The 26,172-nt window shown below is 68.8% G+C and carries 26 protein-coding genes; 17 read left to right on the forward strand and 9 right to left on the reverse strand.

Annotated features, from left to right (window positions below; translation table 11 throughout):
* Window positions 1-36: 36 nt before the first annotated feature.
* The 7 genes from ASE44_RS14085 to ASE44_RS14120 all read left to right on the forward strand — a co-directional run bounded on the left by ASE44_RS14085 (window position 37) and on the right by ASE44_RS14120 (window position 12,169).
* Entirely contained in the window at window positions 37-996 is a 960-nt protein-coding gene (locus tag ASE44_RS14085) for a carbohydrate ABC transporter permease (RefSeq protein ID WP_056781307.1), read from the forward strand.
* Entirely contained in the window at window positions 993-1,913 is a 921-nt protein-coding gene (locus ASE44_RS14090) for a carbohydrate ABC transporter permease (RefSeq protein ID WP_056781310.1), read from the forward strand. The genes ASE44_RS14085 and ASE44_RS14090 overlap by 4 nt, the downstream gene beginning before the upstream one ends.
* Window positions 1,910-4,396, forward strand: a complete 2,487-nt coding sequence (locus ASE44_RS14095) for a glycoside hydrolase family 2 protein (protein WP_235522646.1) — start codon at window positions 1,910-1,912, stop codon at window positions 4,394-4,396. Before ASE44_RS14090 ends, ASE44_RS14095 begins: the two co-directional genes overlap by 4 nt.
* Complete coding sequence (locus tag ASE44_RS14100) at window positions 4,393-5,406, forward strand: ROK family protein (protein WP_235522647.1); 1,014 nt, start codon at window positions 4,393-4,395, stop codon at window positions 5,404-5,406. The genes ASE44_RS14095 and ASE44_RS14100 overlap by 4 nt, the downstream gene beginning before the upstream one ends.
* A gap of 58 nt (window positions 5,407-5,464) precedes the next feature.
* Entirely contained in the window at window positions 5,465-8,137 is a 2,673-nt protein-coding gene (locus ASE44_RS14105; protein ID WP_056781313.1) for a CIA30 family protein, read from the forward strand.
* Complete coding sequence (manA, locus tag ASE44_RS14110; protein ID WP_056781316.1) at window positions 8,137-9,342, forward strand: mannose-6-phosphate isomerase, class I; 1,206 nt, start codon at window positions 8,137-8,139, stop codon at window positions 9,340-9,342. Before ASE44_RS14105 ends, manA begins: the two co-directional genes overlap by 1 nt.
* Before the next feature lie 889 nt (window positions 9,343-10,231).
* Window positions 10,232-12,169, forward strand: a complete 1,938-nt coding sequence (locus ASE44_RS14120; protein ID WP_056781321.1) for an ABC transporter ATP-binding protein — start codon at window positions 10,232-10,234, stop codon at window positions 12,167-12,169.
* Between the two features lie 86 nt (window positions 12,170-12,255).
* On the opposite strand, the gene ASE44_RS14125 is transcribed toward ASE44_RS14120, so the two are convergent.
* Together ASE44_RS14125 and ASE44_RS18260 are read right to left on the reverse strand one after the other, a co-directional pair.
* The gene (locus tag ASE44_RS14125; protein WP_056781324.1) at window positions 12,256-13,500 is read right to left on the reverse strand and encodes an MFS transporter; all 1,245 of its coding nucleotides are present in this window, start codon (window positions 13,498-13,500) and stop codon (window positions 12,256-12,258) included.
* Between the two features lie 85 nt (window positions 13,501-13,585).
* On the reverse strand, window positions 13,586-13,819 hold the full coding sequence (locus ASE44_RS18260; RefSeq protein WP_082456098.1) for a LacI family DNA-binding transcriptional regulator: 234 nt from the start codon (window positions 13,817-13,819) through the stop codon (window positions 13,586-13,588).
* Window positions 13,820-13,845: 26 nt separating this feature from the next.
* On the opposite strand from ASE44_RS18260, the gene ASE44_RS14130 reads away from it, so the two are divergent.
* Both ASE44_RS14130 and ASE44_RS18585 read left to right on the forward strand, forming a co-directional pair.
* Window positions 13,846-14,619, forward strand: a complete 774-nt coding sequence (locus ASE44_RS14130) for a DeoR/GlpR family DNA-binding transcription regulator (RefSeq protein ID WP_056781327.1) — start codon at window positions 13,846-13,848, stop codon at window positions 14,617-14,619.
* Window positions 14,620-14,759: 140 nt separating this feature from the next.
* Window positions 14,760-14,912: a hypothetical protein gene (locus ASE44_RS18585; RefSeq protein WP_157580003.1), complete on the forward strand. Its 153-nt coding sequence runs from the start codon at window positions 14,760-14,762 to the stop codon at window positions 14,910-14,912.
* A gap of 87 nt (window positions 14,913-14,999) precedes the next feature.
* On the opposite strand, the gene ASE44_RS14135 is transcribed toward ASE44_RS18585, so the two are convergent.
* Window positions 15,000-15,350 (reverse strand): VOC family protein, encoded by a 351-nt coding sequence (locus ASE44_RS14135; RefSeq protein ID WP_157580004.1) that lies wholly within the window; start codon window positions 15,348-15,350, stop codon window positions 15,000-15,002.
* A gap of 194 nt (window positions 15,351-15,544) precedes the next feature.
* On the opposite strand from ASE44_RS14135, the gene ASE44_RS14140 reads away from it, so the two are divergent.
* From ASE44_RS14140 to ASE44_RS14150, 3 genes are read left to right on the forward strand one after another with little or no spacing between them, the layout of a single operon-like run.
* A complete protein-coding gene (locus tag ASE44_RS14140; protein WP_056781333.1) occupies window positions 15,545-16,756 on the forward strand; it encodes an inorganic phosphate transporter in 1,212 nt (403 codons plus the stop codon).
* 11 nt (window positions 16,757-16,767) lie between these two features.
* Window positions 16,768-17,076 (forward strand): hypothetical protein, encoded by a 309-nt coding sequence (locus ASE44_RS14145; protein WP_056781336.1) that lies wholly within the window; start codon window positions 16,768-16,770, stop codon window positions 17,074-17,076.
* A gap of 2 nt (window positions 17,077-17,078) precedes the next feature.
* Window positions 17,079-17,801, forward strand: a complete 723-nt coding sequence (locus ASE44_RS14150) for a DUF3349 domain-containing protein (RefSeq protein ID WP_235522649.1) — start codon at window positions 17,079-17,081, stop codon at window positions 17,799-17,801.
* 132 nt (window positions 17,802-17,933) lie between these two features.
* On the opposite strand, the gene ASE44_RS14155 is transcribed toward ASE44_RS14150, so the two are convergent.
* Both ASE44_RS14155 and ASE44_RS14160 read right to left on the reverse strand, forming a co-directional pair.
* Complete coding sequence (locus ASE44_RS14155; protein ID WP_056781338.1) at window positions 17,934-18,503, reverse strand: sugar O-acetyltransferase; 570 nt, start codon at window positions 18,501-18,503, stop codon at window positions 17,934-17,936.
* Window positions 18,500-19,372 (reverse strand): helix-turn-helix domain-containing protein, encoded by an 873-nt coding sequence (locus tag ASE44_RS14160; protein WP_056781341.1) that lies wholly within the window; start codon window positions 19,370-19,372, stop codon window positions 18,500-18,502. The genes ASE44_RS14155 and ASE44_RS14160 overlap by 4 nt, the downstream gene beginning before the upstream one ends.
* A gap of 185 nt (window positions 19,373-19,557) precedes the next feature.
* On the opposite strand from ASE44_RS14160, the gene ASE44_RS14165 reads away from it, so the two are divergent.
* From ASE44_RS14165 to ASE44_RS14175, 3 genes are all read left to right on the forward strand, one after another.
* The gene (locus ASE44_RS14165; protein WP_056013255.1) at window positions 19,558-19,956 is read left to right on the forward strand and encodes a cupin domain-containing protein; all 399 of its coding nucleotides are present in this window, start codon (window positions 19,558-19,560) and stop codon (window positions 19,954-19,956) included.
* Between the two features lie 65 nt (window positions 19,957-20,021).
* Window positions 20,022-21,056 carry an alcohol dehydrogenase catalytic domain-containing protein gene (locus ASE44_RS14170; protein ID WP_082456099.1) on the forward strand — a complete coding sequence of 345 codons (1,035 nt, stop codon included), beginning with the start codon at window positions 20,022-20,024 and terminating at the stop codon, window positions 21,054-21,056.
* Window positions 21,057-21,179: 123 nt separating this feature from the next.
* Window positions 21,180-21,446 (forward strand): hypothetical protein, encoded by a 267-nt coding sequence (locus ASE44_RS14175; RefSeq protein WP_056781346.1) that lies wholly within the window; start codon window positions 21,180-21,182, stop codon window positions 21,444-21,446.
* A 19-nt stretch (window positions 21,447-21,465) separates the two neighbouring features.
* On the opposite strand, the gene ASE44_RS18265 is transcribed toward ASE44_RS14175, so the two are convergent.
* A complete protein-coding gene (locus ASE44_RS18265) occupies window positions 21,466-22,269 on the reverse strand; it encodes an ATP-grasp domain-containing protein (RefSeq protein WP_162235760.1) in 804 nt (267 codons plus the stop codon).
* Between the two features lie 113 nt (window positions 22,270-22,382).
* Between ASE44_RS18265 and ASE44_RS18720 the strand changes: the two genes are divergently transcribed.
* Window positions 22,383-22,949 (forward strand): hypothetical protein, encoded by a 567-nt coding sequence (locus tag ASE44_RS18720; RefSeq protein WP_056914199.1) that lies wholly within the window; start codon window positions 22,383-22,385, stop codon window positions 22,947-22,949.
* Between the two features lie 146 nt (window positions 22,950-23,095).
* Here ASE44_RS18720 and ASE44_RS14190 read toward each other — a convergent pair whose 3' ends face one another.
* The 3 genes from ASE44_RS14190 to ASE44_RS14200 form a co-directional block, all read right to left on the reverse strand.
* Entirely contained in the window at window positions 23,096-24,103 is a 1,008-nt protein-coding gene (locus ASE44_RS14190; RefSeq protein ID WP_056781354.1) for a hypothetical protein, read from the reverse strand.
* A 109-nt stretch (window positions 24,104-24,212) separates the two neighbouring features.
* The gene (locus tag ASE44_RS14195) at window positions 24,213-25,058 is read right to left on the reverse strand and encodes an NAD(P)H-binding protein (protein ID WP_056781357.1); all 846 of its coding nucleotides are present in this window, start codon (window positions 25,056-25,058) and stop codon (window positions 24,213-24,215) included.
* Between the two features lie 51 nt (window positions 25,059-25,109).
* Window positions 25,110-25,535 carry a helix-turn-helix domain-containing protein gene (locus tag ASE44_RS14200; protein WP_056781359.1) on the reverse strand — a complete coding sequence of 142 codons (426 nt, stop codon included), beginning with the start codon at window positions 25,533-25,535 and terminating at the stop codon, window positions 25,110-25,112.
* A 119-nt stretch (window positions 25,536-25,654) separates the two neighbouring features.
* Between ASE44_RS14200 and ASE44_RS14205 the strand changes: the two genes are divergently transcribed.
* Entirely contained in the window at window positions 25,655-26,161 is a 507-nt protein-coding gene (locus tag ASE44_RS14205; RefSeq protein WP_056013232.1) for a hypothetical protein, read from the forward strand.
* Window positions 26,162-26,172 lie beyond the last annotated feature (11 nt).

Consider the following 26,172-nt stretch of genomic DNA (forward strand, 5'->3'; position numbering starts at 1 on the left):
GCCCACCACCCCCATTCAGCGAAGAAGGCAACGAGCATGGTCACAGTCCAGGGAGCATCACCCGCCACCCGAGCGGTGGTGACGAACCATCCACGCCGCGCACGCACACTGCGGCCGGGCCGGCCCCCGAAGGCCACCGGCTCCCGAGTCACGCCGTGGCTGTTCCTCGTGGTGCCGCTCGCCTTCCTGATCGTCCTCACCTACGTGCCGGTCGCGAACATGTTCTGGTACAGCCTCACCTCGTGGGACGGACTGGAGCCCGAGCAGGAGTTCGTCGGCATCGACAACTTCGTGCAGATCTTCACGAAACCGGAGATCTTCCAGGTCTTCTTCGTGAGCCTGTACTACCTCGTCGGAGCCGTCGCCCAGCTCGTCCTGGCGCTGTACCTCGCCACGCTGCTGAGCTTCCGGACCCGCTTCAAGAACCTCTTCAAAGGCGTCATCTTCTTCCCCTACCTCATCAACGGGGTCGCGATCGGGCTGGTCTTCCTCTACTTCCTCCGCCCAGGCGGCACCCTCGACGCCCTCCTCGCGGCGGTGGGTGTGCAGGACACCCCGCAGTGGCTCGGCGACCCCTCGTTCGTCAACGCCTCCCTCGCCGCCACGTCCGTCTGGCGGTACATGGGCCTCAACTTCGTCCTGTTCCTCGGCGCGATCCAGTCGGTCCCGTCCGAGCAGTACGAGGCCGCGGACCTCGACGGTGCCAACTCGTGGCACAAGTTCCGGTTCATCATCCTGCCGAGCATCCGGCGCATCCTCGGCCTCTCGTTCATCCTGGCCATCGCCGGAGCACTGTCCGCCTTCGAGATGCCGTACGTCATGACCGGCGGTGCCAACGGTTCCGAGACCTTCGTGATCCAGACCGTGAACACGGCGTTCAAATTCTCGAAGGTGGGTCTGGCTTCCGCGATGGCTGTCGTCCTGCTGCTGATCGTCCTGATCATCACCTTCGTCCAACGCCGGGTCTTCCCCGACGAGAAGGGAGGCGAATCGTGACCGCCACCGCCGACCGACCGGTCTCCGTTCCCACACCCGAGCCCCGACGCGCACTGCGACGGACGCGGCGCGGGCCGAAGCGCCCGCAGGGCGCCGCCGCCCTCACCGCGACGACGGTCAAGTACGCCTCGCTCATCATCGCGAGCCTTTTCGCCGTGGTCCCACTGGCCACGATCTTCATGCTCGCGTTCAAGACCGACCGCGAGCAGCGGACGACCGGGCCGCTCACCCCGCCGTCGAACTGGTTCAACCTCGACAACTTCGTCGTCGCGTTCGATCAGGGCGGCATGGTCACCGGGTTCCTCAACACCGCGATCATCCTGCTCGTGTCCGTCGCCGGGACCATCCTGATCGGCACCATGTCGGCCTACGCACTCGACCGGTTCCGCTTCCGCGGACGGAAGCTCGTGATGGGCTTGTTCCTGTTGGCGACGCTCGTGCCGTCCGTCACGACCCAGGTGGCCACGTTCCAGGTGGTGTCCGCCCTCGAGCTGTTCAACACCCGCGGTGCGGCGATCCTGCTCTTCATGGGGACCGACATCGTCGCGATCTACATCTTCCTGCAGTTCATGCAGTCGATCCCCGTCTCCCTCGACGAGGCGGCGATGCTCGACGGCGCGAACCGCTTCACGATCTACTGGCGCATCATCCTCCCGCTGCTGAAGCCCGCCGTCGCGACGGTGGTCATCATCAAAGGCATCGCCATCTACAACGAGTTCTACATCCCCTTCCTGTACATGCCGTCGCAGGACCTGGGGGTGATCTCCACCTCGCTGTTCCGGTTCATGGGACCGTTCGGCGCCCAGTGGCAGATCATCGCGGCCGGGACGATCCTCGTGATCATCCCGACGCTCGTCGCCTTCCTCTTCCTGCAGCGATACATCTACAACGGCCTGACCTCTGGAGCAACCAAGTGAGCATCATCGACACCGCCACCGTCCGTCCCCTGACCACCCGCCTCCTGCACGAGGGGTGGAGTCTGCGTGCGGTCGGCGGGGCGATCCCCGAGGCGTTCGTCGGGACGAGCGTGCCCGCGACGGTACCCGGCCTCGTGCACACGGACCTTCTCGACGCCGGGCTCATCCCCGACCCCTTCCTCGACCGCAACGAGCACCTGGTGACGTGGATCGGATCGACGGACTGGGAGTACCGCACCACCTTCACGTGGGAGCCGGACGGCCACGAGCGGCACGACCTCGTCTTCGAGGGACTCGACACCGTCGCGACGGTGACCGTGAACGGCTCGGTCGTCGCGACCACGCGGAACCAGCACCGCACGTACCGCATCGACGTGGGTGCCGTCCTGCGCGAGGGCGAAAACGATCTCGTCGTGCACTTCGCCTCGCCGATCGCCGCGGCGGACCTCGCCAGCCTCGAGATCGGCTACCGCCCCCACACCTACTCCCACCCGTTCAACGCCATCCGGAAGGCCGCGTGCAACTTCGGCTGGGACTGGGGACTCGACGCCGCCTCGTCCGGACTCTGGAAGCCGGTGAGTCTGCAGTCGTGGTCGACGGCCCGGCTCGCCTCGGTGCGCCCGGTCGTGACGGTCGACGGTGGCGAGGGCCGGGTGGCCGTGCACGTCGACGTGGAACGCGCCGGCGACGGTGACGCGGCGCTCGCGCTCACAGCGACGATCGCCGAGGTGAACGCCGATGTGGTGTTCCCTGCCGGCGCGGATTCCGTCGTGCTCGAGCTCGCTGTGCCCGACGTCGAACGGTGGTGGCCACGCGGGTACGGCGAGCAGCCGCTGTACGACCTCGACGTCGTGCTCGGGCAGGGTGAGGCTCGCTTGGGCGAGTGGTCGAAGCGGATCGGGTTCCGGACCGTCGCCGTCGAACTCGAACCCGATGCGGAGGGCACCTCGTTCCGCTTCGTCGTGAACGGCGAGGCCGTCTGGGTCCGGGGCGCCAACTGGATCCCCGATGACGCCTTCGTGACTCGTGTCGACCGCGCGCGGCTCGCCCGCCGGATGGACCAGGCCGAGTTCGCGAACCTCAACCTGCTCCGCATCTGGGGCGGCGGTTACTACGAGTCCGACGACTTCTACGAACTCTGCGACGAGCGCGGGATCATGGTCTGGCAGGACTTCCTCTTCGCCTGCGCGGCCTACGCCGAGGAGGAACCGCTGTGGAGCGAGGTCGAGGCTGAGGCGCGCGACAACATCACGCGCATCATGCCGCACGCGAGCCTCGTGCTCTGGAACGGCAACAACGAGAACATCTGGGGCTTCGAAGAGTGGGGCTGGGAGAAGCGGGTCCAGGGCCGCACCTGGGGCATGGGCTACTACCTCGACCTGCTGCCGCGGCTCGTCGCCGAGCTCGACCCAGCCGGCAACTACACCGCGGGCAGCCCATGGTCGGGCACGCCGGACATCCCGGCCAACGACCCGGACCACGGATCCGTGCACCTGTGGGAGCTGTGGAACCGCGTCGACTACCCCGCCTACCGCGACGTCTCGCCGCGCTTCGTGGCCGAGTTCGGTTGGCAGGGTCCGGCGACCTGGTCGACGATCGACCGGGCCATCTCGGACTCCCCGCTCACGCCGGAGTCGCCCGGCATGATCCACCACCAGAAGGCGACGGACGGGAACGACAAGCTGACCGACGGACTCGTCGCGCACCTGCCGCTGCCGGACGACACCGAGGACTGGCACTGGGCGATGTCACTCAACCAGGCCAACGCGGTGACCGTCGCGATCGAGCACTTCCGGTCGTGGAGCCCACGCTGCATGGGGTCGATCGTCTGGCAGCTGAACGACTGCTGGCCCGTCACGTCCTGGGCGGCCGTCGACGGCGACGAGCGCGCGAAGCCGCTGCTCTACGCCCTGCGACACGTCTACGCCGATCGGCTCGTGACCGTGCAGCCGCGAGGGGAGTCCCTCGTGGTCGCCGTGCTCAACGACGGCCCGGACGCCTGGGCGGACGACCTCGTCATCCGACGCCTCCGGTTCGACGGGACCGAACTCGCCTCGGTGCGCGTCCCCGTCGCCCTGGACCGACGCTCCTCGACGCTCGTCGAGATCCCCGAAGCGGTCGCGGTCGCGGGCTCGGCGTCTGACGAGGTGCTCGTCGCGACACTCGGGGCTGAGCGCGGCTTCTGGTCCTTCGCCGAGGCACGTGATTCGACGATCCCCGCCCCGCGGTTCAGCGCCGAGGTCGCCCGACAGGACGACGGCTACGCCGTGACCATCGCCGCCGAGTCGTTCCTCCGCGACCTCACGCTGCTCGTCGACAAGCTGGACCCGGCCGCCGTCGTCGACGACCAGCTCGTCACCCTCCTGCCGGGAGAGCGCGTGACGTTCCACGTGCGGACCGAGGTGGAACTCGACGAGGACGAGCTCCTGTCGACCCGCGTCGTGCGCACCGCGAACCAGCTGGTCGAGGACTGGGCGCGGTGACCCTGGCGGACCTGACCGCTGAGCGGGATCCGTCGGGGTCGGTCGCGCTCGCGGTCGACCTCGGCGGCACCAAAGTGGAGGCCGCGCTCGTCACGGCCGAGGGCGTCGTGGTCGACGGCAGTGCGCACCGGGCGCCGACGGGGCCCGATGCCGGACGCCGTGCGCTGGAGGACGCCGTCGACCGAGTGGTCCTCGCTTCGGTCGCGCACCTGCCGGACGGTTCCGCGCTCGTCGGCGTCGGCATCGGTTCGGCGGGTCCCGTCGACCTCGGCCGAGGCACCGTGAGCCCGAAGAACCTCCCGCGACTGCACGGCTTCGACCTCCGGACACACGTCGCACGGCTGTTGCCGGACGCCCCGGTGGTGGTCCGTCTCGATGGCACCTGCATCGCGCTCGCGGAGCATTGGCTCGGAGCGACCCGCGGCACCGAGAACTCGATGGCGATGATCGTCTCGACCGGTGTCGGCGGCGGGATCATCCTGCACGGACGGCTGATCGCCGGCAGGAGCGGGAACGCCGGCCACATCGGCCAGGTACAGATCGCCTCCCGTATGCCGGGGGAGTCGGCCGACGACGCGACGCTCGAGCGCATCGCGTCCGGCCCCCGGAGCGTCGCTTGGGCGCGAACCCACGGATGGGACGGACACACCGGGGAGGAACTCGCCGTCGACGCGGCGGCGGGGGATCCCGTCGCGCGGTCCGCCGTCGTCCGTTCGGCCACCGCGGTCGGGCAAGCGATCGCGAGTGCCGCGACCCTCCTCGACCTCGAAGCGGTCGCCATCGGCGGCGGGTTCACGGCCGTCAGCACCGACTACCTCGACCTGGTCCGCGCCGCGGTGCAGGACGCCATCGTCCTCGACTACGCGGCCGGCGTGGTCGTCACGGGATCCGCGCTCGACGGTGCGGGGCCGATCCTCGGCGCTGCAGCACTCATCCACCGACCGGAGGCACTCGGCCTCCCACCACACGACCCGATGCACCATCCCAGACGAAGGAGCCTGGCACGATGAACCGCACCCCGGACCCCGCCCACCCCACCGCAACACGAGCGGCCGCCTGGCCGCCGGCATGGTCGCGGCGGCCGTCACCGCCGCGCTGCTTCCGGCGCTCGCGGCACCGGCCGCTGCCGCCCCGGTCGACTGGACCTCACGCAACACCTCGTTCGTCGAGCGTGACGGCTCCCGCCTCGTGCTCGACGGTGAGACCTTCCGGTTCAGCGGCCCGAACATCTACTGGCTCGGTCTCGACGAGAACGTGGGCGGGGTCGACTACCCGACGGCCTTCCGCATCGCCGACACCCTCGACGCGGCGGCCCGGATGGGTTCGACCGTGGTTCGGACACACATGATGACCTCGACGGGCCAGGACGGCGCGAACCCCCTGGCCATCATGCCGAGCCTCGGGCAGATGAACGAGGAGGCGTTCGCGACGATCGACTTCGCCGTCGCGTACGCCGGCAAGCTCGGCATCCGCCTCGTGCTCCCGCTCACCGACGAGTGGGAGTACTACCACGGCGGGCATCGCGACTTCACGACCCCGTTCGGGCTGACGTCGGCCGACTTCTACACCGACGAGCGGCCGATCGCCGCCTACCAGGCCTACGTCGACGGGATCCTGCAGCGGACGAACGCGCTGACCGGCGTCCCGTACATCGAGGACCCGACGATCATGGCGTGGGAGCTCGGGAACGAGTTGGAGGGGATGACCGCCCCGTGGATCGACCGGCAGGTCGCGTTCATCAAGGAACGCGCCCCACAGCAGCTCGTCGCGGCCGGTCGGCGATTCGACATCGACCCGGACACGCTCTCCGCGCCGGAACTCGACATCGTCGATGTGCACTACTACCCGCCCACCGCCGCACGCGTGTCGGCTGACGCGGCCACGGTCACCGCCGCGGGCAAGGTGTACCTGGCTGGCGAGTACGCCTCCACGGCTGCGAGCCCGGCACTCCTCGAACCGCTGGTCGCCGACCCGAACGTGACCGGCATGCTGTTCTGGTCGCTGTTCGGGAACAACGACCGTGGCGGGCTCGTCCCGCACGACGACGGATTCACGATCCATGCACCCGGTGTCACCGATGCCGAGCGCGCCCGGGTCTCCGCGATCACCGCCTACGCGGCCGCGATCGGTGCCGTGCCGGCTGCTCCCGCCGTCGGGACACCGCTCATCACGGCGGTCGACCGCGCGGACGGCATCAACACGATCCGATGGCGCGGGGCAGGCGGCGCGGTCTCATACCGGGTCGAGCGCTCACTCGACGGGACCTCGTGGACCGCGGTGGACACCGGCGCGCTCCGAGCCGACGCCGGGTCCGCGACGGACTTCACCTCGCCGACGGGAGCCGTCTACCGCGTCGTCGCGATCGACGGGGCCGGAGCCGATGCGGCGCTGTCAGACCCGCTCGCGACCGAGACCGACACCCGCGTGCTCGTGGACCCGCTCGAGTCTTGGCTGCTCACCGAGGCGCACGACGGCACGACGATCGTTCCACGGGCAGATGGGACGAGTATGGTCGCAGCCTCCGATGGAGCCAGCGTCACCTGGAAGCAGGACCGGCTCTCGGCGGCGTCGTTCATCGTATCCGGGTCGGTCGTGGTCGAGTCCAGTGCTGACGGTTCTGCCTGGGAGACCGCACCGTCCGAGGTCGGACCCGACGGCACGGTGGCCGCACGCGATCTGGTGGGGCCGTACCTCAGGGTGACGCTCGCCGCCGGCGCGACCGTCTCGCGAGCCACCATCTGGTCGGCGGTGGACGCCCCGAGCGGGCCACCGGCGGCGTTCGCATCGATCTCGCCCGCATCCGGCACCGTCGACGTGACCGCGACCCCGACCTTCACCTGGGAGCCGGCGGCAGGTGCGGCGTACTACCGCTTCACGCTTGCGGCGCAGGCCGACCTCGGGAACCCGGTCGTCGTCGTCGACGGCATCGGAAACCCCTCCATCACGCCGACGGTCGCCCTCACTCCAGGACAGCGGTACTGGTGGTCGGTCACCGCGGTCAACGGAGCAGGGGCGACCGCCTCGAGCACGGGAGCGGCTGACTTCCTCATGAAGCCCCTCCCGAGCGAGCCGCTCGTCGTCGAGGACTTCGAGTCCTACGCCGATGACGCCGCGTTGCAGGCCACCTACGTGCGGAATACCGGGGGCGGTGCGGTGACCCCGTCGATCACGACGAACCCGGACACCGGAACGCAGGCGATGACAGCCGCGTACGATCTCGCCGGTCCCGGATACGCCGGTGTCGTCCGCACGTTCCAGACGCCGCAGGACTGGTGGGGCTACACCGGGCTCGAGTTCTGGGTGCAGGGGACACCGGGCGACGACGTCACCGTTCAGTTCGTGACGCGAGGGACCTACTGGGAGACGGTCGCGCCCATCGAGGGCGAGGGCTGGCAGCTGGTCGAGATCCCGTTCTCCTCCTTCGCCCCACCGGCGTGGGCCGGCGAGGCGGCGTTCGACCCGACCTCCGTCACCCAGATCGGGTTCTACCTCGGCGGCGAGGGCACCGGCACCCTGCTGGTCGATGACATCGTCACGACGGTCGCGGCGGCGGAGCCGGAACCGGGCACAGGACAGCCGGGCACGGGGCAACCGGGCGGAGCGGGCGGCACCGACACGACGGTGTCGACGGAAGACCTCGCCCGCACCGGCTTGGAGGCCACGCCCTGGATCGTCGGCGCGCTCGCGCTCCTCGCGATCGGTGGCCTGCTGCTGGCCCGCGGTCACCGACGGGTGCGCTGATGGGACTGCACCGCATCACCAGCGACCCCAAGCGATACGCCTGGGGGTCGACGACGGCGATCCCGGAGATGCTCGGCGTGCCCGCCGACGGTTCGCCTCAGGCGGAACTCTGGCTCGGGGCACACCCCGGTAGCGTGACCGAACTCGTCGGTCAGGATCGCGGTCTTCCGAGCAGTCTCAACGAGTGGATCGCGTCGGACCCCGACGCGGCTCTCGGTGGGCGTTCCAGGATGCCGTTCCTGCTGAAGCTGTTGGCTGCTGCGAGGCCGCTTTCCCTCCAGGTCCACCCCACCCCCGACCGGGCCAGGGCCGGGTTCGCCGACGAGGACTCGCGCGGGGTGCCGCTGGACGCGCCGCATCGGAACTACAAGGACGCCTGGCACAAGCCGGAGATCATCGTCGCTCTCCAGGACGGTTTCCGTGCCCTCTGCGGATTCCGGGCGGTCGAGGAGTCGTGCGAGTTGCTGACGTATCTGGCCAGCCTCGTCGACGTGCCGGGCCGGGTGGTGCTCGAGGCGCTCCTGGCTCAGCTGGTCGATGAGGGGCTGGAATCGACGGTGCGGTCAGTGCTCGAACGACAGATGCCCGGCGCGGTCGCAGCCCTCGTCGGTGCCGCCGGTACCGGCACGGTCGGCGAAGGTCTCGGGGACGACGACGGTCCGGCACGTTGGTCGGCCGAGCGCGAGCTCATCCTGCAGCTCGCCGAAGAGTACCCGGGGGACCCCGGCATCGTCGTCGCGGCGCTCCTCAACCTCGTGACCCTGCAGGAGGGTGAGGCGCTGTTCCTGCCCGCTGGGAACATCCACGCGTACCTCTCCGGTTTCGGGGTCGAGGTCATGGCGTCGAGCGACAACGTGCTGCGTGGAGGGCTGACGCCGAAACACGTCGACGTGCCGGAGCTCCTCGCCGTTCTCGATTTCAAACCACTGCCGATCCCGTTCGTCGAGCCGATTGCGCGCACCGGCGGTGGGGTCGTGTACCCGGTGCCGGTCGACGACTTCCTCCTCGCCCGGATCGGTCCAGGGACGGCGACCGGCCTCGCTGGCGGTGAGGCGGCGGTGATCGTCGTCACCGCCGGGACGGCGCGGGTGGAACAGGGCACGGAGACCATGGTGCTCGAGCGAGGGACGACGGTGTTCGTCTCACCGGGGCCGGACCCCGTCACGGTGTCCACGGACGGACGGGTGTTCGTCGCCACCGGCTGATCTGCCAGACCGGATCCCTGAACGCCATCCGCCTGCGACGAGCGTTCCCGAGACTCCCGGTCGGCATCGTCAAGCGCTGTATGCGCAAGCGCTCGGCGCATCCAGGAGCCCGCGCGCTCGTCATGAGTAGCGACGAGACCGCACGGACACGCGTGTGCTCGCGTCGACGACCACCGTCACGACGTCGACGGACCCGGGTACCGGAATGCGCAAGAGCAGCGCCTCGCCTGAGGATCGAGCCCTGCTGATCCGCCGCTGCATGAACCGAGCCACCGCCTGCGACGGCAGGTCATAGACCGAGCCCTCATGCACCAGCACCCAACGTTGCGCCATGGTCCCGCCCTCATCGTGTGTTCCGGAGCGTATGCCACTGCGGACGACCCCGCTACGGCCGTTCGACCGTCGGCCGCATCAGTCCAGCAACGCGGAGGGGACGTGTGTGTTCCGTGTTCCGCGCCTCGCGCCTCCGTCTGAACGGTCCACGGCGGCCCCGGTTATATGCCTGTAGGTGTGTGCCGCCGAGCTCGTCGCGCTACGAGGCTGAGCCGCGCGACGGCATGGTGTCGGGAAGTTCTGCGAGCCAGGGGAGCAGCGACTCCGAGCGCTCGCAAGGTGACGTTCGTGGACGGCATGGCCTTCGCCTGAGCGCTGACGACGATCACTTGGCTGACGAGCTCAGGATGTCCGGAGGCGAGTCGGATGGCGAGCTGGGCTCCGAGCGAGAAGCCGATCGCGGGCGCTGCGTCGTCGAGACCGGAACGGGTGGAGAACATGGTGCTCCCAGTCCTGCGAGGCCGAGCGTCACCGCCACGGCGACACAGGTGAGGAGGATTTCGGGTTTGGGTGCCAGGCATCTACGTTGGGGCTGGCGCCCACGGAAGGAACCGCAATGAGCATGGAAAGCGCGGCCTGGAGCTCGCTCTACAAGATCTCGTCCGCCAGGGATGGCAAGCACGGTTTCTCCCGTGAGTCCGTGATGCGGATCCTGACGTTCGCGGTGCCCTACCGGTCGAAGCTGGTGATCTTCATCACGCTTTCCATCGGGGGAGCCTTCCTCGCGGTCGCGACGCCAGTGCTCGCCGGCAAGGTGGTCGACGTCATCGTCGCCCGGGGAGCGGTCACGACCATCGTGTGGCTCGCCGCCGTCATCGCCCTCGTCGCTCTCGCGGATGCCGCCGTGTCGCTCGTGACGCGATGGTTCTCGGCACGGATCGGCGAAGGCGTGATCCTGGATCTGCGCACCGCCGTCTTCAACCACGTGCAGAAGATGCCGATCGCATTCTTCACCCGAACGCGGACCGGCGCCCTGGTGAGCCGCCTCAACAATGACGTGATCGGCGCTCAGCAGGCCTTCAGCGGCACGTTGTCGGGCGTGGTCACGAACATCGTGGCCCTGATCCTCACCTTGATCGTCATGCTCAGCACGTCCTGGCTCGTGACGGTCCTCGCCGTGATCATGCTCCCGATCTTCCTGATACCCGCGCGCCGCATGGGTCGTCGCCTCGCCGCGCTGCGCCGTGAAGCAGCTGACCACAATTCGGCTATGAGCACGCAGATGACCGAGCGCTTCTCGGCACCCGGCGCCACCCTCGTGAAACTGTTCGGCCGGCCTGACGAGGAGGCCGAGGAGTTCCGCGTGCGCGCCGCCCGCGTGCGAGACATCGGGGTACGCACGGCGATGTTGCAGTTCGTCTTCGTCACCGCGCTGATGCTCGTCTCCGCTCTCGCCCTCGCGCTCGTGTACGGGCTCGGCGGCACCCTCGCGCTCGCCGGCCAGCTCGACACCGGGGAGGTGGTCACCCTGGCGCTCCTGCTCACCCGGCTCTACGTGCCCCTGACCGGCCTCGCGAACGCCCGGGTCGAGATCATGAGCGCTGTGGTCAGCTTCGAGCGCGTGTTCGAGGTGCTGGATCTCAAGCCGCTCATCCAGGAGAAGCCCGACGCCGTGACTGTCCCCGAGGGCCCCGTGTCCGTCGAGTTCGACGATGTGCGTTTCGCCTACCCGTCCGCCGACAAGGTGTCGCTCGCCTCGCTCGAAGAGGTTTCGACGCTTGACACCCGCGGCGGCGACGAGGTGCTGCACGGCATCTCCTTCAGGATCGAGCCGGGTCAGACCGTCGCCCTCGTCGGGACGTCCGGCGCCGGTAAGTCGACGATCGCCCAACTCCTCTCACGCTTGTACGACGTCGACAGCGGCGCCGTGCGCCTCGGGGGGACCGACGTTCGCGACGTCAGCTTCGCCTCCATGCGGCACACCCTGGGCATGGTGACCCAAGACGGCCACCTGTTCCACGAGACCATCCTCGCCAACCTGCGCCTTGCCAGGCCGGAGGCGTCCGACGACGAGGTGTGGGACGCCGTTCGCCGTGCGCGACTCGAGCCGCTCATCCGGTCGCTGCCGGATCAGCTCGACACCATGGTCGGCGAGCGCGGCTACCGGCTGTCGGGTGGCGAACGCCAGAGGATGACCATCGCGAGGCTCCTACTCGCCCAGCCACGTGTCGTCATCCTCGACGAGGCGACGGCGGCGCTGGATTCGACATCGGAGGCAGCTGTGCAGGCGGCGCTCAGTGAAGCACTCGAGGGCCGAACGGCGATGGTGATCGCCCACCGCCTCTCGACCATCCGCAGCGCAGACCTGATCCTCGTGGTCGAGGACGGTTCGATCGTGGAGCGGGGTACCCACGAGGAGCTCCTGGCTCTGAGTGGCCGATACGAGGAGTTGCACCGCACGCAGTTCGCGGACAACACCGCAGTACCTGCAGGTGATGAAGCGCTCGACGGAACAGTGTCCGCTGAATACCCTCATGGGCGCCCTGTCGGCTGACTTCACCGGAGATGACCGTCGAGGAGATGCGGGCGAACACGACGCACAGCTGGGTACGGTGACGGCGCCCTCGACCTGCGGGCCGCTTAGCGGTCTCGCGGCGACAGCACGCGGGCGAAGAGCAGCACGAGCAGACCGGCCGCGGGGACGACGATCAGTCCGAATCGCAGTGCCGTGGCGTCGGCGATCGCCCCGACGAGTGGTGGGGACAGGAGGAAACCGAGCCTCAGGAGCCACCCGATGATGGTCAGCCCGCTGCCGGGGCGGAAGCCCGGGATCTCATCGGCGTTCTGCATCGCTGAGGGGATGAGGGTGGCGACGCCGAACCCTGCGATGCCGAACCCGATGATGGTGCCGATGACGCTCGGGAACGCGAGCGCGGCGCCCATGCCGACGAAGACGAGCACACCGCCACCGCGGGCCATCGTCCGCTGACCGAACCGATCGGTCATGCGGTCACCGAACACGCGTCCGACGAACTGCATGCCCTGGAGCGAGATGAATCCGAGGCCGGCGACGAAGGCGGACGCACCGAGACTGTCGGAGAGGTAGATCGCGGACCAGGAGCTCCCGGCGTCCTCGACGATGGCCCCGGCCGAGGCGATGACCACGAGGGCGAGCAGGACGCTGTATCGGGCGACGAGGCCGAGCGCCCTCGGTGCGGCCGTGGACGCGGCTGATTTCTGCGGGATGTCGCCGTCCGTGCCCATCGTGCCCTCAGCGCTGAGGTCAGGTTCAGCTCCGGCCAACAGCCAGCGGTAGGACAGCAGGGCCGCCATCCCGAACAGCCCGCCGGAGACGGCCAGGTGGATCACCAGGGGCACCTCGAGTTGCGCGGCGACAGCACCCATCGCGCCTCCCGTCACGGCGCCCACCGACCAGACGGCGTGGAACGAGTTGATGATCGATCGACCGTAGAGACGCTGCACGCGAAGGCCGTGCGAGTTCTGCGCGACATCGGTGATGGAGTCCATGGCGCCGGCCAGGAAGAGCGCGAGCGCGAGGATGAGCCAGCCAGGAGCGACACCGGTGAGCAGCAGGCCTACGGCGGTCACGAGCGTCGCGGCGATGGCGACGCGCGAGGAACGGAACCGGCGGATGAGGAGTCCGGCGCTGAGCCCGGCGATGAGCGCGCCCAAGGGGTAGGCGGCCACGGCGGTGCCGAAGGCGGCGTTGGTCAGGTCGAGATCAGCCTTGATCTGCGGGTACCGCGGGAGCAGGTTGGCGATCAGTGCGCCGTTCGTGAAGAACAGGACGCTGACGGCGACTCGTGCGCGGCGGGCGTCCGAGGAGGCGGTCGGCGGCGTGCTCCTGAGGGAGGACGTGGTCATGGGATCGTTCCGATCGGGGAAGGTGGTCGAGGGTGGCGAGCTGCGACGAGCATCGATGAGCGGTGCGGCGCGAGGGCGTGCGACGTCAGGAGGGCCGAGCCGGCCCGGGTGTCTTGCGGCGCCCGAGTGCTGCCGCGGTCTCGTCGGGGGTCCAGCCGGAAGCGTCGATGGCTGCGCGCACCCGCGCCCGCGTCGTGGGCGAGACGAGGTCGCTTCCGTTGAGCACCCGCGAAACGGTGGCGTGCGAGACGCCCGCCATGCGAGCGACATCCTTGATGGTGATCGGGCGAGGCGAGTTTTGAACATTCACAATGTTCATTCGAACACATCGGGTACGATATGTCTATGCAGATGGAAGTCCGGCACCGCGAGATCCTCGACGAGCTCCGCCGCTCCGGCCGTGTTCAGGTCGACGAGCTCGCGAAGCAGTTGAGTACGTCGTCGATGACGATTCGCCGCGACCTCGAGCATCTCGCGGCGGTCGGTGCCCTGCGGCGCGTCAGAGGTGGTGCAGTCGGGACCGCCCTGCACGGGGAGGGGCTGCCGTTCTCGGTTCGAGCGGTCGACGACGAGGGCCTGAAGGCACGGCTCGCCGCTGCTGCCGTGGCCTACATCGACGACGGCGAGGCGGTGGTGATCGACAGCGGAACGACCGGTGCCGCCGCTGCCGCGGAGCTCGCCCACCGCAGGGTGACCGCGATGCCACTGTCCGTGCAGGGCATCGCAGCGCTGTCGTCGAGTCAGACGGTCAGCCTGGTCCTCTCCGGCGGAACCGTGCGGGGCGCAGAGGGAACGATCGTCGGCCCCATCGCCGAGCGGACCATCGCTTCGCTCCGCTTCGACACGGCCATCCTGACCTGCTGTGCAGCTGATCCGAACGCCGGAGTGACGGCGTTCGACCTTGGCGACGCCGCGATCAAGCAGGCGATCATCGCGTCCTCGGCTCGGGTGATCCTGATCGCGGAGGGGGCGAAGTTCTCCCTCCGCTCCATGGCGATCGTGTGTGCGCTGGAAGACGTCGACGTCCTCGTCACCGACGCTTCGGCCCCTCCCTCGGTGCTCGACCGGCTCCGCGCTGCGGGTGTGCAGGTGTCTGTCATCGAGGACGCGAAGCCGTAACCAGGCCGGACCGCGCAGGAGGAGCCGGCCGGCGGTCTCCGGACGATGAACGTGACACCGATGATCCCCGCACGAGAACAAGCGGAACGCACCCCGTCACGCGATGGACTGCGTCGCCGACCGAACGCTAGGGTTTCTCCATGGCTCCCGCACCTTGGAATCGACCCGGCGAATCGCCTCAGACACGGCTGCTCCGCATCGTGATGTTCTGGACCGCCGTCGTCCTCGTCGTGGCAGTCGTCGCAATCCTCGGGTACTTCGTCGCCTGGTCGACCGGTCTGGTCGGTCGCTGAGGTCGGGTTTCGTCTCGTCGCCGCGGGCCGCATCAGCCTGCGCGCGCCCGGGTGATCACGGCGCTCGCGTTCGACTGCGCCGCGTGATCAGCCGAGCTCGGTGACGAAACCGATCGTGTTGCCGTCGAGATCGGTCAACGCGAAGAACTCGACGACACCCTCGAATCGTTGCACCTCGGTCACAGACAGGCCGCGGGACAGCAGGTTCCGGCGTTCCGCGGCGGCGTCCGCGACACTGATGTTGACGGAGATGCCTTCGCGGCCGGCCAGCTCAGGATCCTCAGCCAACTGCAGCCAGAATGCTCCGAGATCGAATTCGGCGAGGTTGTCCATCGGTACCTGATCTGGCTCGCCGAGGTCGAAAGCAGCTCGATACCAACTGATCGCGAGCGTCAGGTCACGGACGGGCATTCCCACGGTCACCGCTCGTGCTTTCATGCGACCACGGTAGTGGAGCTCGTCGATGCGCTCAGCACCGGAGAAGGGACAGCCAGTGGGCTGACGAGCGACATAGCTCGGTAGGCGTCGCTTTCCGCCGCGTGCCGCCGACGGCTTCCACGAAACGTGAACAGTGGGTGAATCCGCCCGAGCACCCGTTGTCGATCCCGTGATCGAGGAGCAAGCTCGTCGCCGTGGACCCTATCATCCTGCTCTCGCTCGTCGTGATCACGGCGCTCGCCTTCGACTTCACGAACGGATTCCACGACACGGCGAATGCGATGGCGACCTCCATCGCCACCGGTGCGCTGCCGCCGAAGGTCGCGGTCACCCTCTCGGCGGTGCTGAACCTCGTGGGCGCGTTCCTCAGCATCGAAGTCGCGCTCACCGTCACGAACGCGGTCGTCAAGATCCAGGACTCGTCGGGCGCTCCCGATCCGGCGCTCCTCGAGGGAGGCGGCTCGGCACTCCTGCTCATCGTGCTCGCCGGGCTCATCGGCGGCATCATCTGGAACCTGCTCACCTGGCTCCTCGGGCTGCCGTCGAGCTCCTCGCACGCGCTCTTCGGCGGTCTCATCGGCTCCACGCTCGCGGGCCTCGGCCTGAACGGCGTGAACTGGGCCGGCGACGGTTCGAAGCTCGACGGCGTGGTCGGCAAGGTCATCCTCCCCGCCCTCATGTCGCCGGTGCTCGCCGGCGCGGTGGCCGCGATCGGCACCTGGCTCGTCTTCCGCGTCATCGGCAACCTCGCCCAGGGGCGTCTCCACCGCGGCTTCCGGATCGGGCAGATCGGCAGTGCATCGCTCGTCTCGCTCGCCCACGGCACGAACGATGCACAGAAGACGATGGGCGTCATCACCCTCGCGCTCATCGCGGCCGGCGGCTGGGACGACACCGAGTCGGTTCCACTGTGGGTGAAGCTCGCGTGTGCCCTCGCGATCTCGTTGGGCACGTACATCGGCGGGTGGCGGATCATCCGCACCGTCGGCAAGGGCATCGTGGAGTTGAACACGCCGCAGGGCATGGCCGCCGAAAGCTCCTCCGCCGCCGTCATCCTCGCCTCGAGCCACCTCGGCTTCGCGCTCAGCACCACCCACGTCGCGACCGGATCGATCCTCGGCTCCGGAGTCGGTCGACCGGGGGCGCAGGTGCGCTGGCGAGTGGCCCTCCGGATGGTCGTCGCCTGGGTCATCACGCTGCCGGCAGCCGCGCTCATGGGTGCGGTGATGTGGTGGGTCGGTCACCTCGTGGGCGGTGCGATCGGCGGAATCCTCATGGTCGCGATCCTCGCCGGCGTCGCGCTCTTCATCTACCTCCGATCACGCCGCGACAGCATCGGATCCCACAACGTGAACGACGACTGGCAGGACGCCCCCGCCCGCTCGTCGCAGCAGACCGCAGCGTAAGGACGTCGGACATGTTCATGCTCTTCCTCGAAGCCGCCGCCCAGGTGGCCGTCATCGCGCTCGTGCTCGGTGCGGGGCTTCCCGCGCTCTTCGCGCTGGGTGTCCGCTCGTTCGCGGTCGCCGGAGGCGCCGGTTCCGACGACCGGAGCGGCTCGGGCACGCCCGCGCTCCCGCCCGCGCTGCTCCGCTCCATCGGCGTGCTGTGCTTCGCTGTCGTCGTCACGGCGGTGCTGGTCGGACTCACGATCATCGTCGCCACCGGCTTCGGGCAGGAGGTCAGCTTCGACCACGTGTTCCCGACCTTCACCCCCAAGGACTGAGCGTGTCGTACGAGACCGGAGACGAGAACGGCGTCAACGGCGTCGAGGTCACCGGCGGTGGGTCCGGCGTGGTCGCTCGGGTCGTCGGCTGGCTCCGTGCCGGATACCCGACAGGTGTGCCCGAGCACGACTACGTGCCGCTGCTCGGCATCCTTCGACGGAGCCTCACCCCCGAGGAGCTGGACCGGGTCGTCGATGGCCTGGTCGTCGAGGCGGAGAACGCCGATGCCGTGGGCGAGCCGGTCGGCCAGGATCGTCTGCGGGCACGTGTCGAACAGCTCCTCCTCGGACCGGCGCTCCCGGAGGACCTCGTCCGGGTCTCCGCCCGGCTCGCGAGCGCGGGGTGGCCGCTCGGCAGCCCGGACGACGTCCGAGCGGAAGCGGCCGATCCCACCGACGCTGGCGGGGAGGCGCGAGCGACACTCCTCGGGGAGCGCGGAGGGCTGGTCGCCCGCATCGTGCGTTGGCTCCGAGCCGGGTACCCCGCAGGACTCCCCGAGCAGGACTTCGTGCCCCTCGTGGCGCTCCTCCGACGGCGGCTGAGTGACACCGAGGTCGCTGAGGTGGGTGCGCGCCTCGCGGCGGAGGGCGACCCCTCGCTCAGCCGGGTCGACGTCGCCACCGCGATCGCGCGGGTCACCGCAGAGCTGCCGAGCGACGAGGACGTGGAGCGAGTCCGCCGGTCGCTCGCCGACCACGGGTGGCCGAGCGACTTCGCGGTCTGAGGTGGTGAGCGCGGCCGGCCGTGGGTCTGAATGCCCAACGGGGCGGCTAGGCCAGCTGTGCATCCTGCGACGAGGCGTGCCCCGTGCGGAGCAGCCCGCACTCGGCGGAGTCCCGATACCGCGCGACGTCGGCTAGTCGCCGAGGGTGCGGACGACGCGGGCGGGGGAGCCGACGGCGATCACCCCCGCGGGGATGTCCTTCGTGACGACGGAGCCGGCGCCGATGACGGAGTCGTCACCGATCGTGACCCCGGGGAGGACGGTGACGTTGGCTCCGAGCCAGACGTTCCGCCCGATGACGACCGGCGAGGGGATGAGGTCGGCCCGCTTGCTGGGCTGCATGCCGTGCTGGAGCGTGGCGATGACGGCGTTGTGACCGATCAGGCAGTCGTCGCCGATCGAGATACCGCCTTGGTCCTGGAAGCGGCATCCCGAGTTGATGAACACCCGGGCGCCGAGTCGGATGTTCTTGCCGAAGTCGGCGGTGAACGGTGGGAACAGCGTCACCGTCTCATCGACGGGACGGCCGGTCAGCTCGGCCAGCAGCTCCCTCACCCGGGCGGGTGGGTGATAGCCGGCATTGAGTTCACCGGCGATCCGGAGGGCTTCCTGGCTGGTGTCGTGCATGACCGCGTGCCCGGGGGAGCCGCCTGCGATGGTCTCGCCGGCGTTCAGGGCGGCGAGGAGTTCGGTGAGGGTCATGAGTGCTCCGTGATCGGGGCCTCGGAGGCCCAGTTCGCCAGGAGTTGGAGGCGCTCGGCGGAGGGGGATCCGGGTTCGGCGGTGTAGACGAGGAGGCTGAGGCCGTCCTCGGCCGTGACGGCGAGTTCCTCGTAGGTGAGTGTGAGTGCTCCCACGATGGGGTGGTGGAACCGTTTGGTGCCGGATCCGTGTGTACGGACGTCGTGCGCCGTCCAGAGCCGGGCGAACGTCTCGCTGCGCGTGGTGAGTTCACCGACCAGATCCTGCAGGGTGCGGTCATGTGGATCCCGGCCGGCCTCGACCCGCATGATGCCGACGCACATCTGAGCGAACAGCTCCCAGTCGGGGTAGAAGTCGTGCGCTGCGGGGTCGAGGAACTGGAATCGCGCCAGGTTCGGGATCCTTCCGCCGGCTCCGATGACCGGCGAGTAGAACGCTGCACCGAGCGGGTTCGTCGCCACGAGGTTCTGGTGACGGTCCCGGACGAACGCCGGGCCCCCGGTGATCGCGTCGAGCGTGCGTTGCAACGCGACGCGGGAGGGCTGCTGGGCGTTGGCACGGCGCCGGTGGCGGCCGGATGTCGGGATGCCGTCGGCCGCACGCGCGAGATCGAGCAGATGCATCCGCTCCGTCTCATCCAGGAGCAGCGCCCGGGCGAGCGACTCCAGCACGGCGGCGGATGCGCCCGCGATGTCACCGCGCTCGAGCTTGGCGTAGTACTCGACGCTCAGGTCGGCGAGCATCGCGACCTCTGATCGGCGCAGTCCTGCCACGCGGCGGTTCGCGCCGGCTGTGAGCCCGACATCCGCGGGCGAGAGCCGCGCACGCCGTGACATGAGGAACTCACGCACCTCGGCCTTGTTGTCCATGCCACCCACCGTACGACGGTCCGTGCGGGTGTGGGATGCACTGGCAGTACACCGTTCGAGAGAGACTCCCTGCTTGCGCGAGATCGCGTTTCACTCGTGGTGTGACGTTCGGGCGCCTCCGTCCGGTGGACCGGGCAGGGCTCACTGTCCACCGTCGCCACGACCCATCCAGAGAAAGGACGATCATGCGCATCCTCCCCACGACCCCCACGGTGAAGAATCCTCCCGAGTGGTTCACCGGCGACGTGTGGCTCGACCCCGTCGTCGCTCCGCAGGACGAAGGCCAACGCCTGAGCGCCGGCCTGGTCAGGTTCAGCCCCGGGGCTCGCACCGCCTGGCACTCCCACCCGCTCGGCCAGACGCTCCGCATCATGGAGGGCACCGCGCTCGTGCAGGCGCGTGGCGGCGACGTGGTCGAGGTCCGCGCAGGGCAGACCGTGTACACGCCTCCCGGCGAGGAGCACTGGCACGGCGCAGCACCCGACAGTTTCATGACCCACCTCGCGCTCTGGGAGACCCCCGACGGCGACGACAGTGCCCACTGGGGCGATCACGTCACCGACGCCGAGTACGACAACCGCTGAAGCGCGATCACACCGCACCACACTGCACCGCACCACACTGCACGACCGACACGAGAGGAACGCTCATGCGAGCAACCCTGATGTACAACGCCGGCGACGTCCGCGTCGAAGACGTCCCCGAGCCCTCGATCCAGCATCCGACGGACGCGATCATCCGCGTCACCTACGCCTGCGTGTGCGGCTCCGACCTGCACCCGTACCACTCCCTCGAGGAGACCCCTGAAGGACGCCGGATGGGACACGAGGCGATCGGCGTCGTCGAGCAGGTCGGCGATGCCGTCGAACGCCTCGCCGTCGGGGACACCGTGATCGTCCCGTTCGCCTGGTCGGACAACACGTGCGCGTTCTGCCGTGACGGCGTGACCACCTCATGTGTGCACGGCGGGTTCTTCGACGGCGCGTCATCCGCGACCCAGGCCGAGCAGCTGCTGGTGCCCCAGGCCGACGGCACCGCGGTCGTCATCCCAGCGGGGACGGATGAGGCGTTGATGCCGTCACTCCTGACCCTCTCGGACGTGTACCTCACCGGGTACCAGGCCGCACACACGGGCGGGGTCGAGGCCGGCAAGACCGTCGTCGTCATCGGCGACGGCGCCGTCGGCCTGTCCGCCGTTCTCGCCTCGAGCCAACTGGGCGCCGAGACGATCATCCTGATGGGCCGTCACGAGGCCCGCACCGACCTCGGCCGAGAGTTCGGCGCCACCCACGTCGTTGCCGAACGGGGCGACGCGGGTGTCCGGAAGGTGCTCGAGCTCACCGGCGGGGAGGGAGCGCACGTCGTGCTCGAAGCCGTCGGACACCTGCCCGCCTACGAGCAGGCCTACGGGGTGGTGCGCCCTGGCGGAACGATCTCGCGCGTCGGGGTCCCGCAGTACGAGGACGCGCCTGTCGGGTTCTCGTCGCTGTTCGGGAAGAACGTGACCCTGACCGGCGGCCCGGCGACCGTCCGCGCCTACATCGAAGCCGCGTTGCCACAGGTCCTCGGCGGGACGATCACGCCCGGCAAGGTCTTCGATCGCGAGCTGCCCCTCTCCGAGATCGCCGAGGCCTACCGCCTCATGGACTCCCGCGAGGCGCTCAAAGTGCTGATCCGCCCATAGTCGGCGCGACGCGCTCCAGCCGGATACGAGGCCGGACGAGGAACCGTCCGCATCCCTTCGCGTCGACGTCGGCGGTAGAATACGATCACTGGTCGAGTTTCGGCCCGAGAATGTGGGACAAACATGGCATGGTTCCTTGCTGACGTCGGCGCCGGGAAGAAGCGGGAGTTCTTCAACACCGAGAGCATCGTGAGCGTCTCGTGGGAGACCAAGCTCTACCGGGACGAGGACGTCGAGGGCTCAGAGGCCGTCGAGACCGTCTTCGTGGAACTCACCTTCATGAGCGGTGGTCGCCGGGACATCCGGCTGGGCGCGTACACCGACGACGCGAAGACCGAAGCGGCCATCGGCATGGTGCTCGGATCGACCGCCGTCCTGGAACTGGTCTAGCGAGACCTGGAACTCCGCCTCAATCGGCTGCGCTGAGCAGGCGGTCGACGGCGTGGACGATGGCGTCCGGGTCGCAGCTGTAGAAGTCGGCACCGCTGAACGGGTTGAGTTCGACCAACCGCAGGCCGTCCGGGCCCTCTCCGACGTCCATGATGAACGCCGGTTCAGGGAGCGGAAGGGACTCGAGGACGCCCGCTCCGAACACCCACGCGGGATGGTCTGCACCGAGCGGTGCTCCGGCCGTTCGCCCATCGGCGGCGTACCCGCTGCCGGCGACGACCGCTCCGTCGACGACCACCAGGCGCCATTCGTCACGCACCTCGACCACGGGGGAGACGATGACGGGGAGGTCCGCGTCGTCGTAGTAGAAGCCGTGGTCGAGGGACTCCAAGGTGATGGATGCGCGCTCGAGGACGCGGCCACTGAACGGCTTCAGCGCACTGTCGGGACGAACGAACACGCGGTCACCGAAGGATTCGGGTGCGCCCGTCGCAACGAGTTCCGAGACCGTGGTCAGCACCGAGGTCGGTGTCAGGAGCAGCTCGCGCACGGCAGGGTGCCAGCTCGAGCACGCGAACCGGTCGGTCGCGCAGAAGGCGCCAGGTCGCCAGTCGGTCTCGCGGACGATCCAGTCCGCGTTCGCCAAGGAACCGTGGAAGACCACTGCCCCCGGAACGTCCGGAAGCCTGCCGTTTGCCAGCCAGGCGTCACTCCATTCCAGGATCGTCCCGCCTGAACGGACGATCGCCGCTCGGAGCGTCTCGTCGCCGCTACTGAAGACCCCGCGCTCCAAGGCCCAGGTGGGAGCCGTACCTGCCGTCATCGCCCCAGTATGGATCACGATCGAGCCCTCCACGGGATCCTCAGGGCCCCTCTTCGTGCCGGGTCGGGCGTCTCGGTGAGACCGCTGAGCCCGACATGCAGCAGACTCGGGGCATGACGAACACGCCGAACGCCTTCCCGCCGCTGATCGTCGGCACGGACGCCCCGGCGGTCCGGCGGGTGTTCCGCAACACGATCGTGCTCGCCAGCGTGCTCGCCGTCCTCTCAGCTGTCGGAGCGGTTGCGCTGGGGATGACCCAGACCAGCCTCGGCTCGGCGCTCTTCGCCTCTGGTCTGGTCCTGCTGACCACGGGGTACCTGGTGTTCGGCACGGTGTATCTGATCCGCACGGCCCGCAAGCGGGCATCGCTCGGCTCCGTCCTCACACTGGACGCCGCAGGGATGGAGTGGACGATGCTGCAGGGCTCGATCTTCCTCCCGTGGCACCTGATCTCATCCGTCACCTCGCGCAAACGGCTGCGGCACCGCGTGCTCACCTACCGGATGGTCGACGGCGTCACCGGAACCACCGAGGGTGTGCGGTCGACGCTGAAGCCGAAGCACCACCGGACGATCAGCAACCTCGGACTCCAGGTCGGTTCTGCCGGAATCGACGTGCCGATCGACACGATCGCCGCCGCGACGGTCGCCTTCACGAACGGCCGCCTCGACCCCCGCTGACGCAGGCTGACAGGTCGCTCACGCCCCCGACCGTGCGAACGGGCGTCGCGGTACGACGGCTCCTACTGCACGCGTTGGGTGTACGCGGGAGGTGTTCAGGAGCCGGGGTGAGGTCGCCGGCGCGCTGCTTGCGGTCGCGGCATGGCTCAGAGCGTCGTGATCCGCAGGGTGCTCGCGTAGCCGTCGACCATCGCGACCGACAGCTTCCAATAGGCGTCCTCGATCGCGGCGCCGACCGCCCGATCCTCGCGCTCATGCTGTTGCGGCAGCAGGAGCAGGACCGTGCCACGGCGGGTGCTGGCGACCGCGAGGGCACCCGGGCTCGACTGGACGACACTGTCGATGAGCCGACTCACCAGTTCGTTCGCGTGCGCGACACCGTAGGCGGCTTTGACCACGGGCAGATCGACGATTTCGGCGGAGAGGATCACGGAACCCGGGTGCTCATGATGGAGCGCCTGGAGCCGACGGGCTGTCGTGAAGGAACCGGGGCCCCCGCTCGCGCGCCGACTGGAGAGCTCTTCGAGCCGCAGGAACACCAGGACCAAGGTGGTGACGACCACGAACACCAGGTTGATCACCGTCGTGATCTCGGTGTTGAAATACTGCTCGAACACGCCACCATCGGGCCCGTCGAGGCCGAAGATCACGGCGCGCGCCGCGCTGTAGGACGCATGGAGCGCCTGCACGATGGTCATCGCCCAACTCACCCGGAACGATCCGAAGAGACCCCTCCGGGATTCGACCGCGGTGAGTGCGGCGAAGAGGCTCAAGCCCAGCAGTTTCGGCATGACACCCGCCCAGTTCGGGGCGTAGGAATCGGGGAGGAACGTCAGAATCGTTGCGATCAGTGTCACGGCGATGACCTGCCAGAACCGGACCCGTCGACCGTTGAACGCCTGGCAGCCCAGCCAGACGAAGCCGACAGCCCCGACCATCGCACCGTTCCCCACCGCGACGGCCAACGGCGGATCCCCCAGCGCCGTCGCGGCCAGGTAGGAAGCCGTGCACAGCACGGCGAGCATCGAGGCCGTGAGCCAGAGGTTGATGTACCGGCCGGACAGAGACTGGCGGCTGTCGACGACGAACAACAGCGCGCACGACCCGGCGACCATCACGGAGACGGCGAGCAACACGAAGGTCTCAGAACTCACCGGTCCTCCGCATCATCGCGCTCTCGCCCCTGGCCTGAACTCTAGTCCGCTGGCCCCGTCCAGTGTCGGCCGGACGGGGCCAGTTCAGGGTCGGCGGCCTCGCGGCGGGTCAGACTCCCATGTCCGCGAGCCACTGCAACACGGAGCGGGGCGCGATCCCCAGTCGTGCCTGAGCGCTGGTCGACTCGGCGATCACGTCCGACGGTTGGGTCAAGCGGTGGGTGTACATCGCGACCACGGGCTTGATCGCCTCCTCGCCGATCAGGACGGCCATCTCCGCGCCCATCTCTGCGGGGCTCTGCGCTTCGAACCGCACGTCACGGCCGAGGTGTTCGCCGAAGCTCCGGGCGAGGTCCGCGCCGACGAGGCCCGGTAGCGCGCCGAGATCGACGACTCCGGTGATGTCGGTGTCGGCGAACAGGCCGGCGGCGACGTCGGCGACATCGAGGTGGGACGACCAGGAGACGGCGTAGTCCTCGCGGAGCGGGTACCGCAGCACGCCGTCGGTCCGGACGGCGCCGACGATGTGCGGAGCCAGCAGGTTCTCCAGGTACAACCGTGGTGCGACGACCGCCGTCGACACACCGCTTCCCTCGAGTCCACGGAGGAGCGTCACGATCGCGCTGGGGTGCTCGGCTGTGAAGTCGACCGGGTATCCGCTGGACGACACCACCACCCGCGCGGGCCGAGCCGAACTGATCGCGATGGCGATGGTCTTCGCCCAGGTCTGCAGCTGCTCGGGCGAACCGAGCGGCAGGTGCACGAAGACGCCGTCGACGTCCTCGTAGGCCTTGGTGAGTGTGGAGACGTCGTCCAGGTCGAGAGCGATCGCATTTCCAGCCGAATACGCCTGTGGGTTGCGGACGCCGGCCGTGACGGTGTGGCCGCGTTCGATGAGTTTGGCGGCGACGGGGCCGCCCTGGGCGCCGGTGGCGCCGTGTACGAGAATGTTCATGAGCCCAGTAGCGCACACCGGGCCCCGGTTACATCAAGGTAACCAGCCGGGTCAGAGGCCCCTTCGTGGCAGCTTCTCGGACTCCGGCGTCGAACCCGTTTCGTCCGAGCGTCTGTCGTCGAACGCGTCTCGTGCTCCCAGGACCTCTTCGATGTGCTGCTCGGCCCACAGACCCAGCGCCATCAGTGGCTCTCGCAGCGTCTGCCCGAGCGGTGTGAGCTCGTACTCGACTCGCGGCGGCATCTCGTCGAAGGCGGTTCGCGTGAGGATGCCGTCGCGCTCGAGGTCGCGCAGCGTGCTGGCCAGCACCTTCCCGCTGATCCCGCCGACCGCCTGCCGGACCGTCCCGAAGCGCGCGGGACCCTCGCTCAGCGCGATCACGATCATGGCGGTCCACTTGTTCGCGATCCTCGCGAGCGAGGTCCGAGACGGACAGGTGTCCAGCATCACGTTCCATACGGGCGGGTTCGAGCTCATCGCGCTCCTTCGGTCGCTAGGAGGTACCAGGTTACTAGCGGTAACCGTACGGATGCCCGGCATACCCGACGATCCGACCCGCGCTGTACGAGGATTCCTGACGCCGGTAGGTTCGATGCATGGCTCAGGTGCAGAACATCCAGCGGTTCCGGAAGCTGGTCGATGAGCCCCTCGCCACCTGGCCCGGTGCGTTGGTCGTCGTCGTGGCGGTGTTGGGCGTCGGCTTCGTTGTGGGCGCGGCGTACGTCGGTCCGCTCGACGACTACTCGGAGGCGGAACTGGCGCAAACGCTGCCGATCCTGGTGACCTCGTTCGGGGCGTTGATCTTGGCTGGAGGGGTCATCGTTCAGCAGGTCGCGGGAGCGATGCAACTGCGGATAGCAGCCTGTGCGCGCGCGGTGGAACGTCTGTCCGAGCCGACGACCGCTACTCCGACAACGCCTGCCGACGATGCGCTGCTGCGTCGTTTCGCGGGGGAGCTGGAGGAGTACGTCGACACCGTCACACGGCTGCGCGGCCGTCTCGGTCTCGCCCGGAGGATCAGTGCGGGCCTCGTCTGTGCGGCTGGTGCGGTGCTCGCCGCGGGTGCGGTCCTGAGTGGCTGGGCGCTGCCCGTTCTCACCTGAGCCTGCACCGG

Origin of the sequence: Plantibacter sp. Leaf1, from assembly GCF_001421315.1 — a bacterium.
Lineage (GTDB): Bacteria > Actinomycetota > Actinomycetes > Actinomycetales > Microbacteriaceae > Plantibacter.

Bases quoted from the DNA above. Each gene is read 5' to 3' on its own strand.
- ASE44_RS14085 (WP_056781307.1), top strand. From the start codon at position 37: ATGGTCACAGTCCAGGGAGCATCACCCGCCACCCGAGCGGTGGTGACG.
- ASE44_RS14105 (WP_056781313.1), top strand. From the start codon at position 5,465: ATGGTCGCGGCGGCCGTCACCGCCGCGCTGCTTCCGGCGCTCGCGGCA.
- manA (WP_056781316.1), top strand. From the start codon at position 8,137: ATGGGACTGCACCGCATCACCAGCGACCCCAAGCGATACGCCTGGGGG.
- ASE44_RS14120 (WP_056781321.1), top strand. From the start codon at position 10,232: ATGAGCATGGAAAGCGCGGCCTGGAGCTCGCTCTACAAGATCTCGTCC.
- ASE44_RS14125 (WP_056781324.1), bottom strand. From the start codon at position 13,500: ATGACCACGTCCTCCCTCAGGAGCACGCCGCCGACCGCCTCCTCGGAC.
- ASE44_RS18260 (WP_082456098.1), bottom strand. From the start codon at position 13,819: ATGAACATTGTGAATGTTCAAAACTCGCCTCGCCCGATCACCATCAAG.
- ASE44_RS14130 (WP_056781327.1), top strand. From the start codon at position 13,846: ATGCAGATGGAAGTCCGGCACCGCGAGATCCTCGACGAGCTCCGCCGC.
- ASE44_RS18585 (WP_157580003.1), top strand. From the start codon at position 14,760: ATGGCTCCCGCACCTTGGAATCGACCCGGCGAATCGCCTCAGACACGG.
- ASE44_RS14135 (WP_157580004.1), bottom strand. From the start codon at position 15,350: ATGAAAGCACGAGCGGTGACCGTGGGAATGCCCGTCCGTGACCTGACG.
- ASE44_RS14145 (WP_056781336.1), top strand. From the start codon at position 16,768: ATGTTCATGCTCTTCCTCGAAGCCGCCGCCCAGGTGGCCGTCATCGCG.
- ASE44_RS14155 (WP_056781338.1), bottom strand. From the start codon at position 18,503: ATGACCCTCACCGAACTCCTCGCCGCCCTGAACGCCGGCGAGACCATC.
- ASE44_RS14160 (WP_056781341.1), bottom strand. From the start codon at position 19,372: ATGGACAACAAGGCCGAGGTGCGTGAGTTCCTCATGTCACGGCGTGCG.
- ASE44_RS14165 (WP_056013255.1), top strand. From the start codon at position 19,558: ATGCGCATCCTCCCCACGACCCCCACGGTGAAGAATCCTCCCGAGTGG.
- ASE44_RS14170 (WP_082456099.1), top strand. From the start codon at position 20,022: ATGCGAGCAACCCTGATGTACAACGCCGGCGACGTCCGCGTCGAAGAC.
- ASE44_RS14175 (WP_056781346.1), top strand. From the start codon at position 21,180: ATGGCATGGTTCCTTGCTGACGTCGGCGCCGGGAAGAAGCGGGAGTTC.
- ASE44_RS18265 (WP_162235760.1), bottom strand. From the start codon at position 22,269: ATGACGGCAGGTACGGCTCCCACCTGGGCCTTGGAGCGCGGGGTCTTC.
- ASE44_RS18720 (WP_056914199.1), top strand. From the start codon at position 22,383: ATGACGAACACGCCGAACGCCTTCCCGCCGCTGATCGTCGGCACGGAC.
- ASE44_RS14195 (WP_056781357.1), bottom strand. From the start codon at position 25,058: ATGAACATTCTCGTACACGGCGCCACCGGCGCCCAGGGCGGCCCCGTC.
- ASE44_RS14200 (WP_056781359.1), bottom strand. From the start codon at position 25,535: ATGAGCTCGAACCCGCCCGTATGGAACGTGATGCTGGACACCTGTCCG.
- ASE44_RS14205 (WP_056013232.1), top strand. From the start codon at position 25,655: ATGGCTCAGGTGCAGAACATCCAGCGGTTCCGGAAGCTGGTCGATGAG.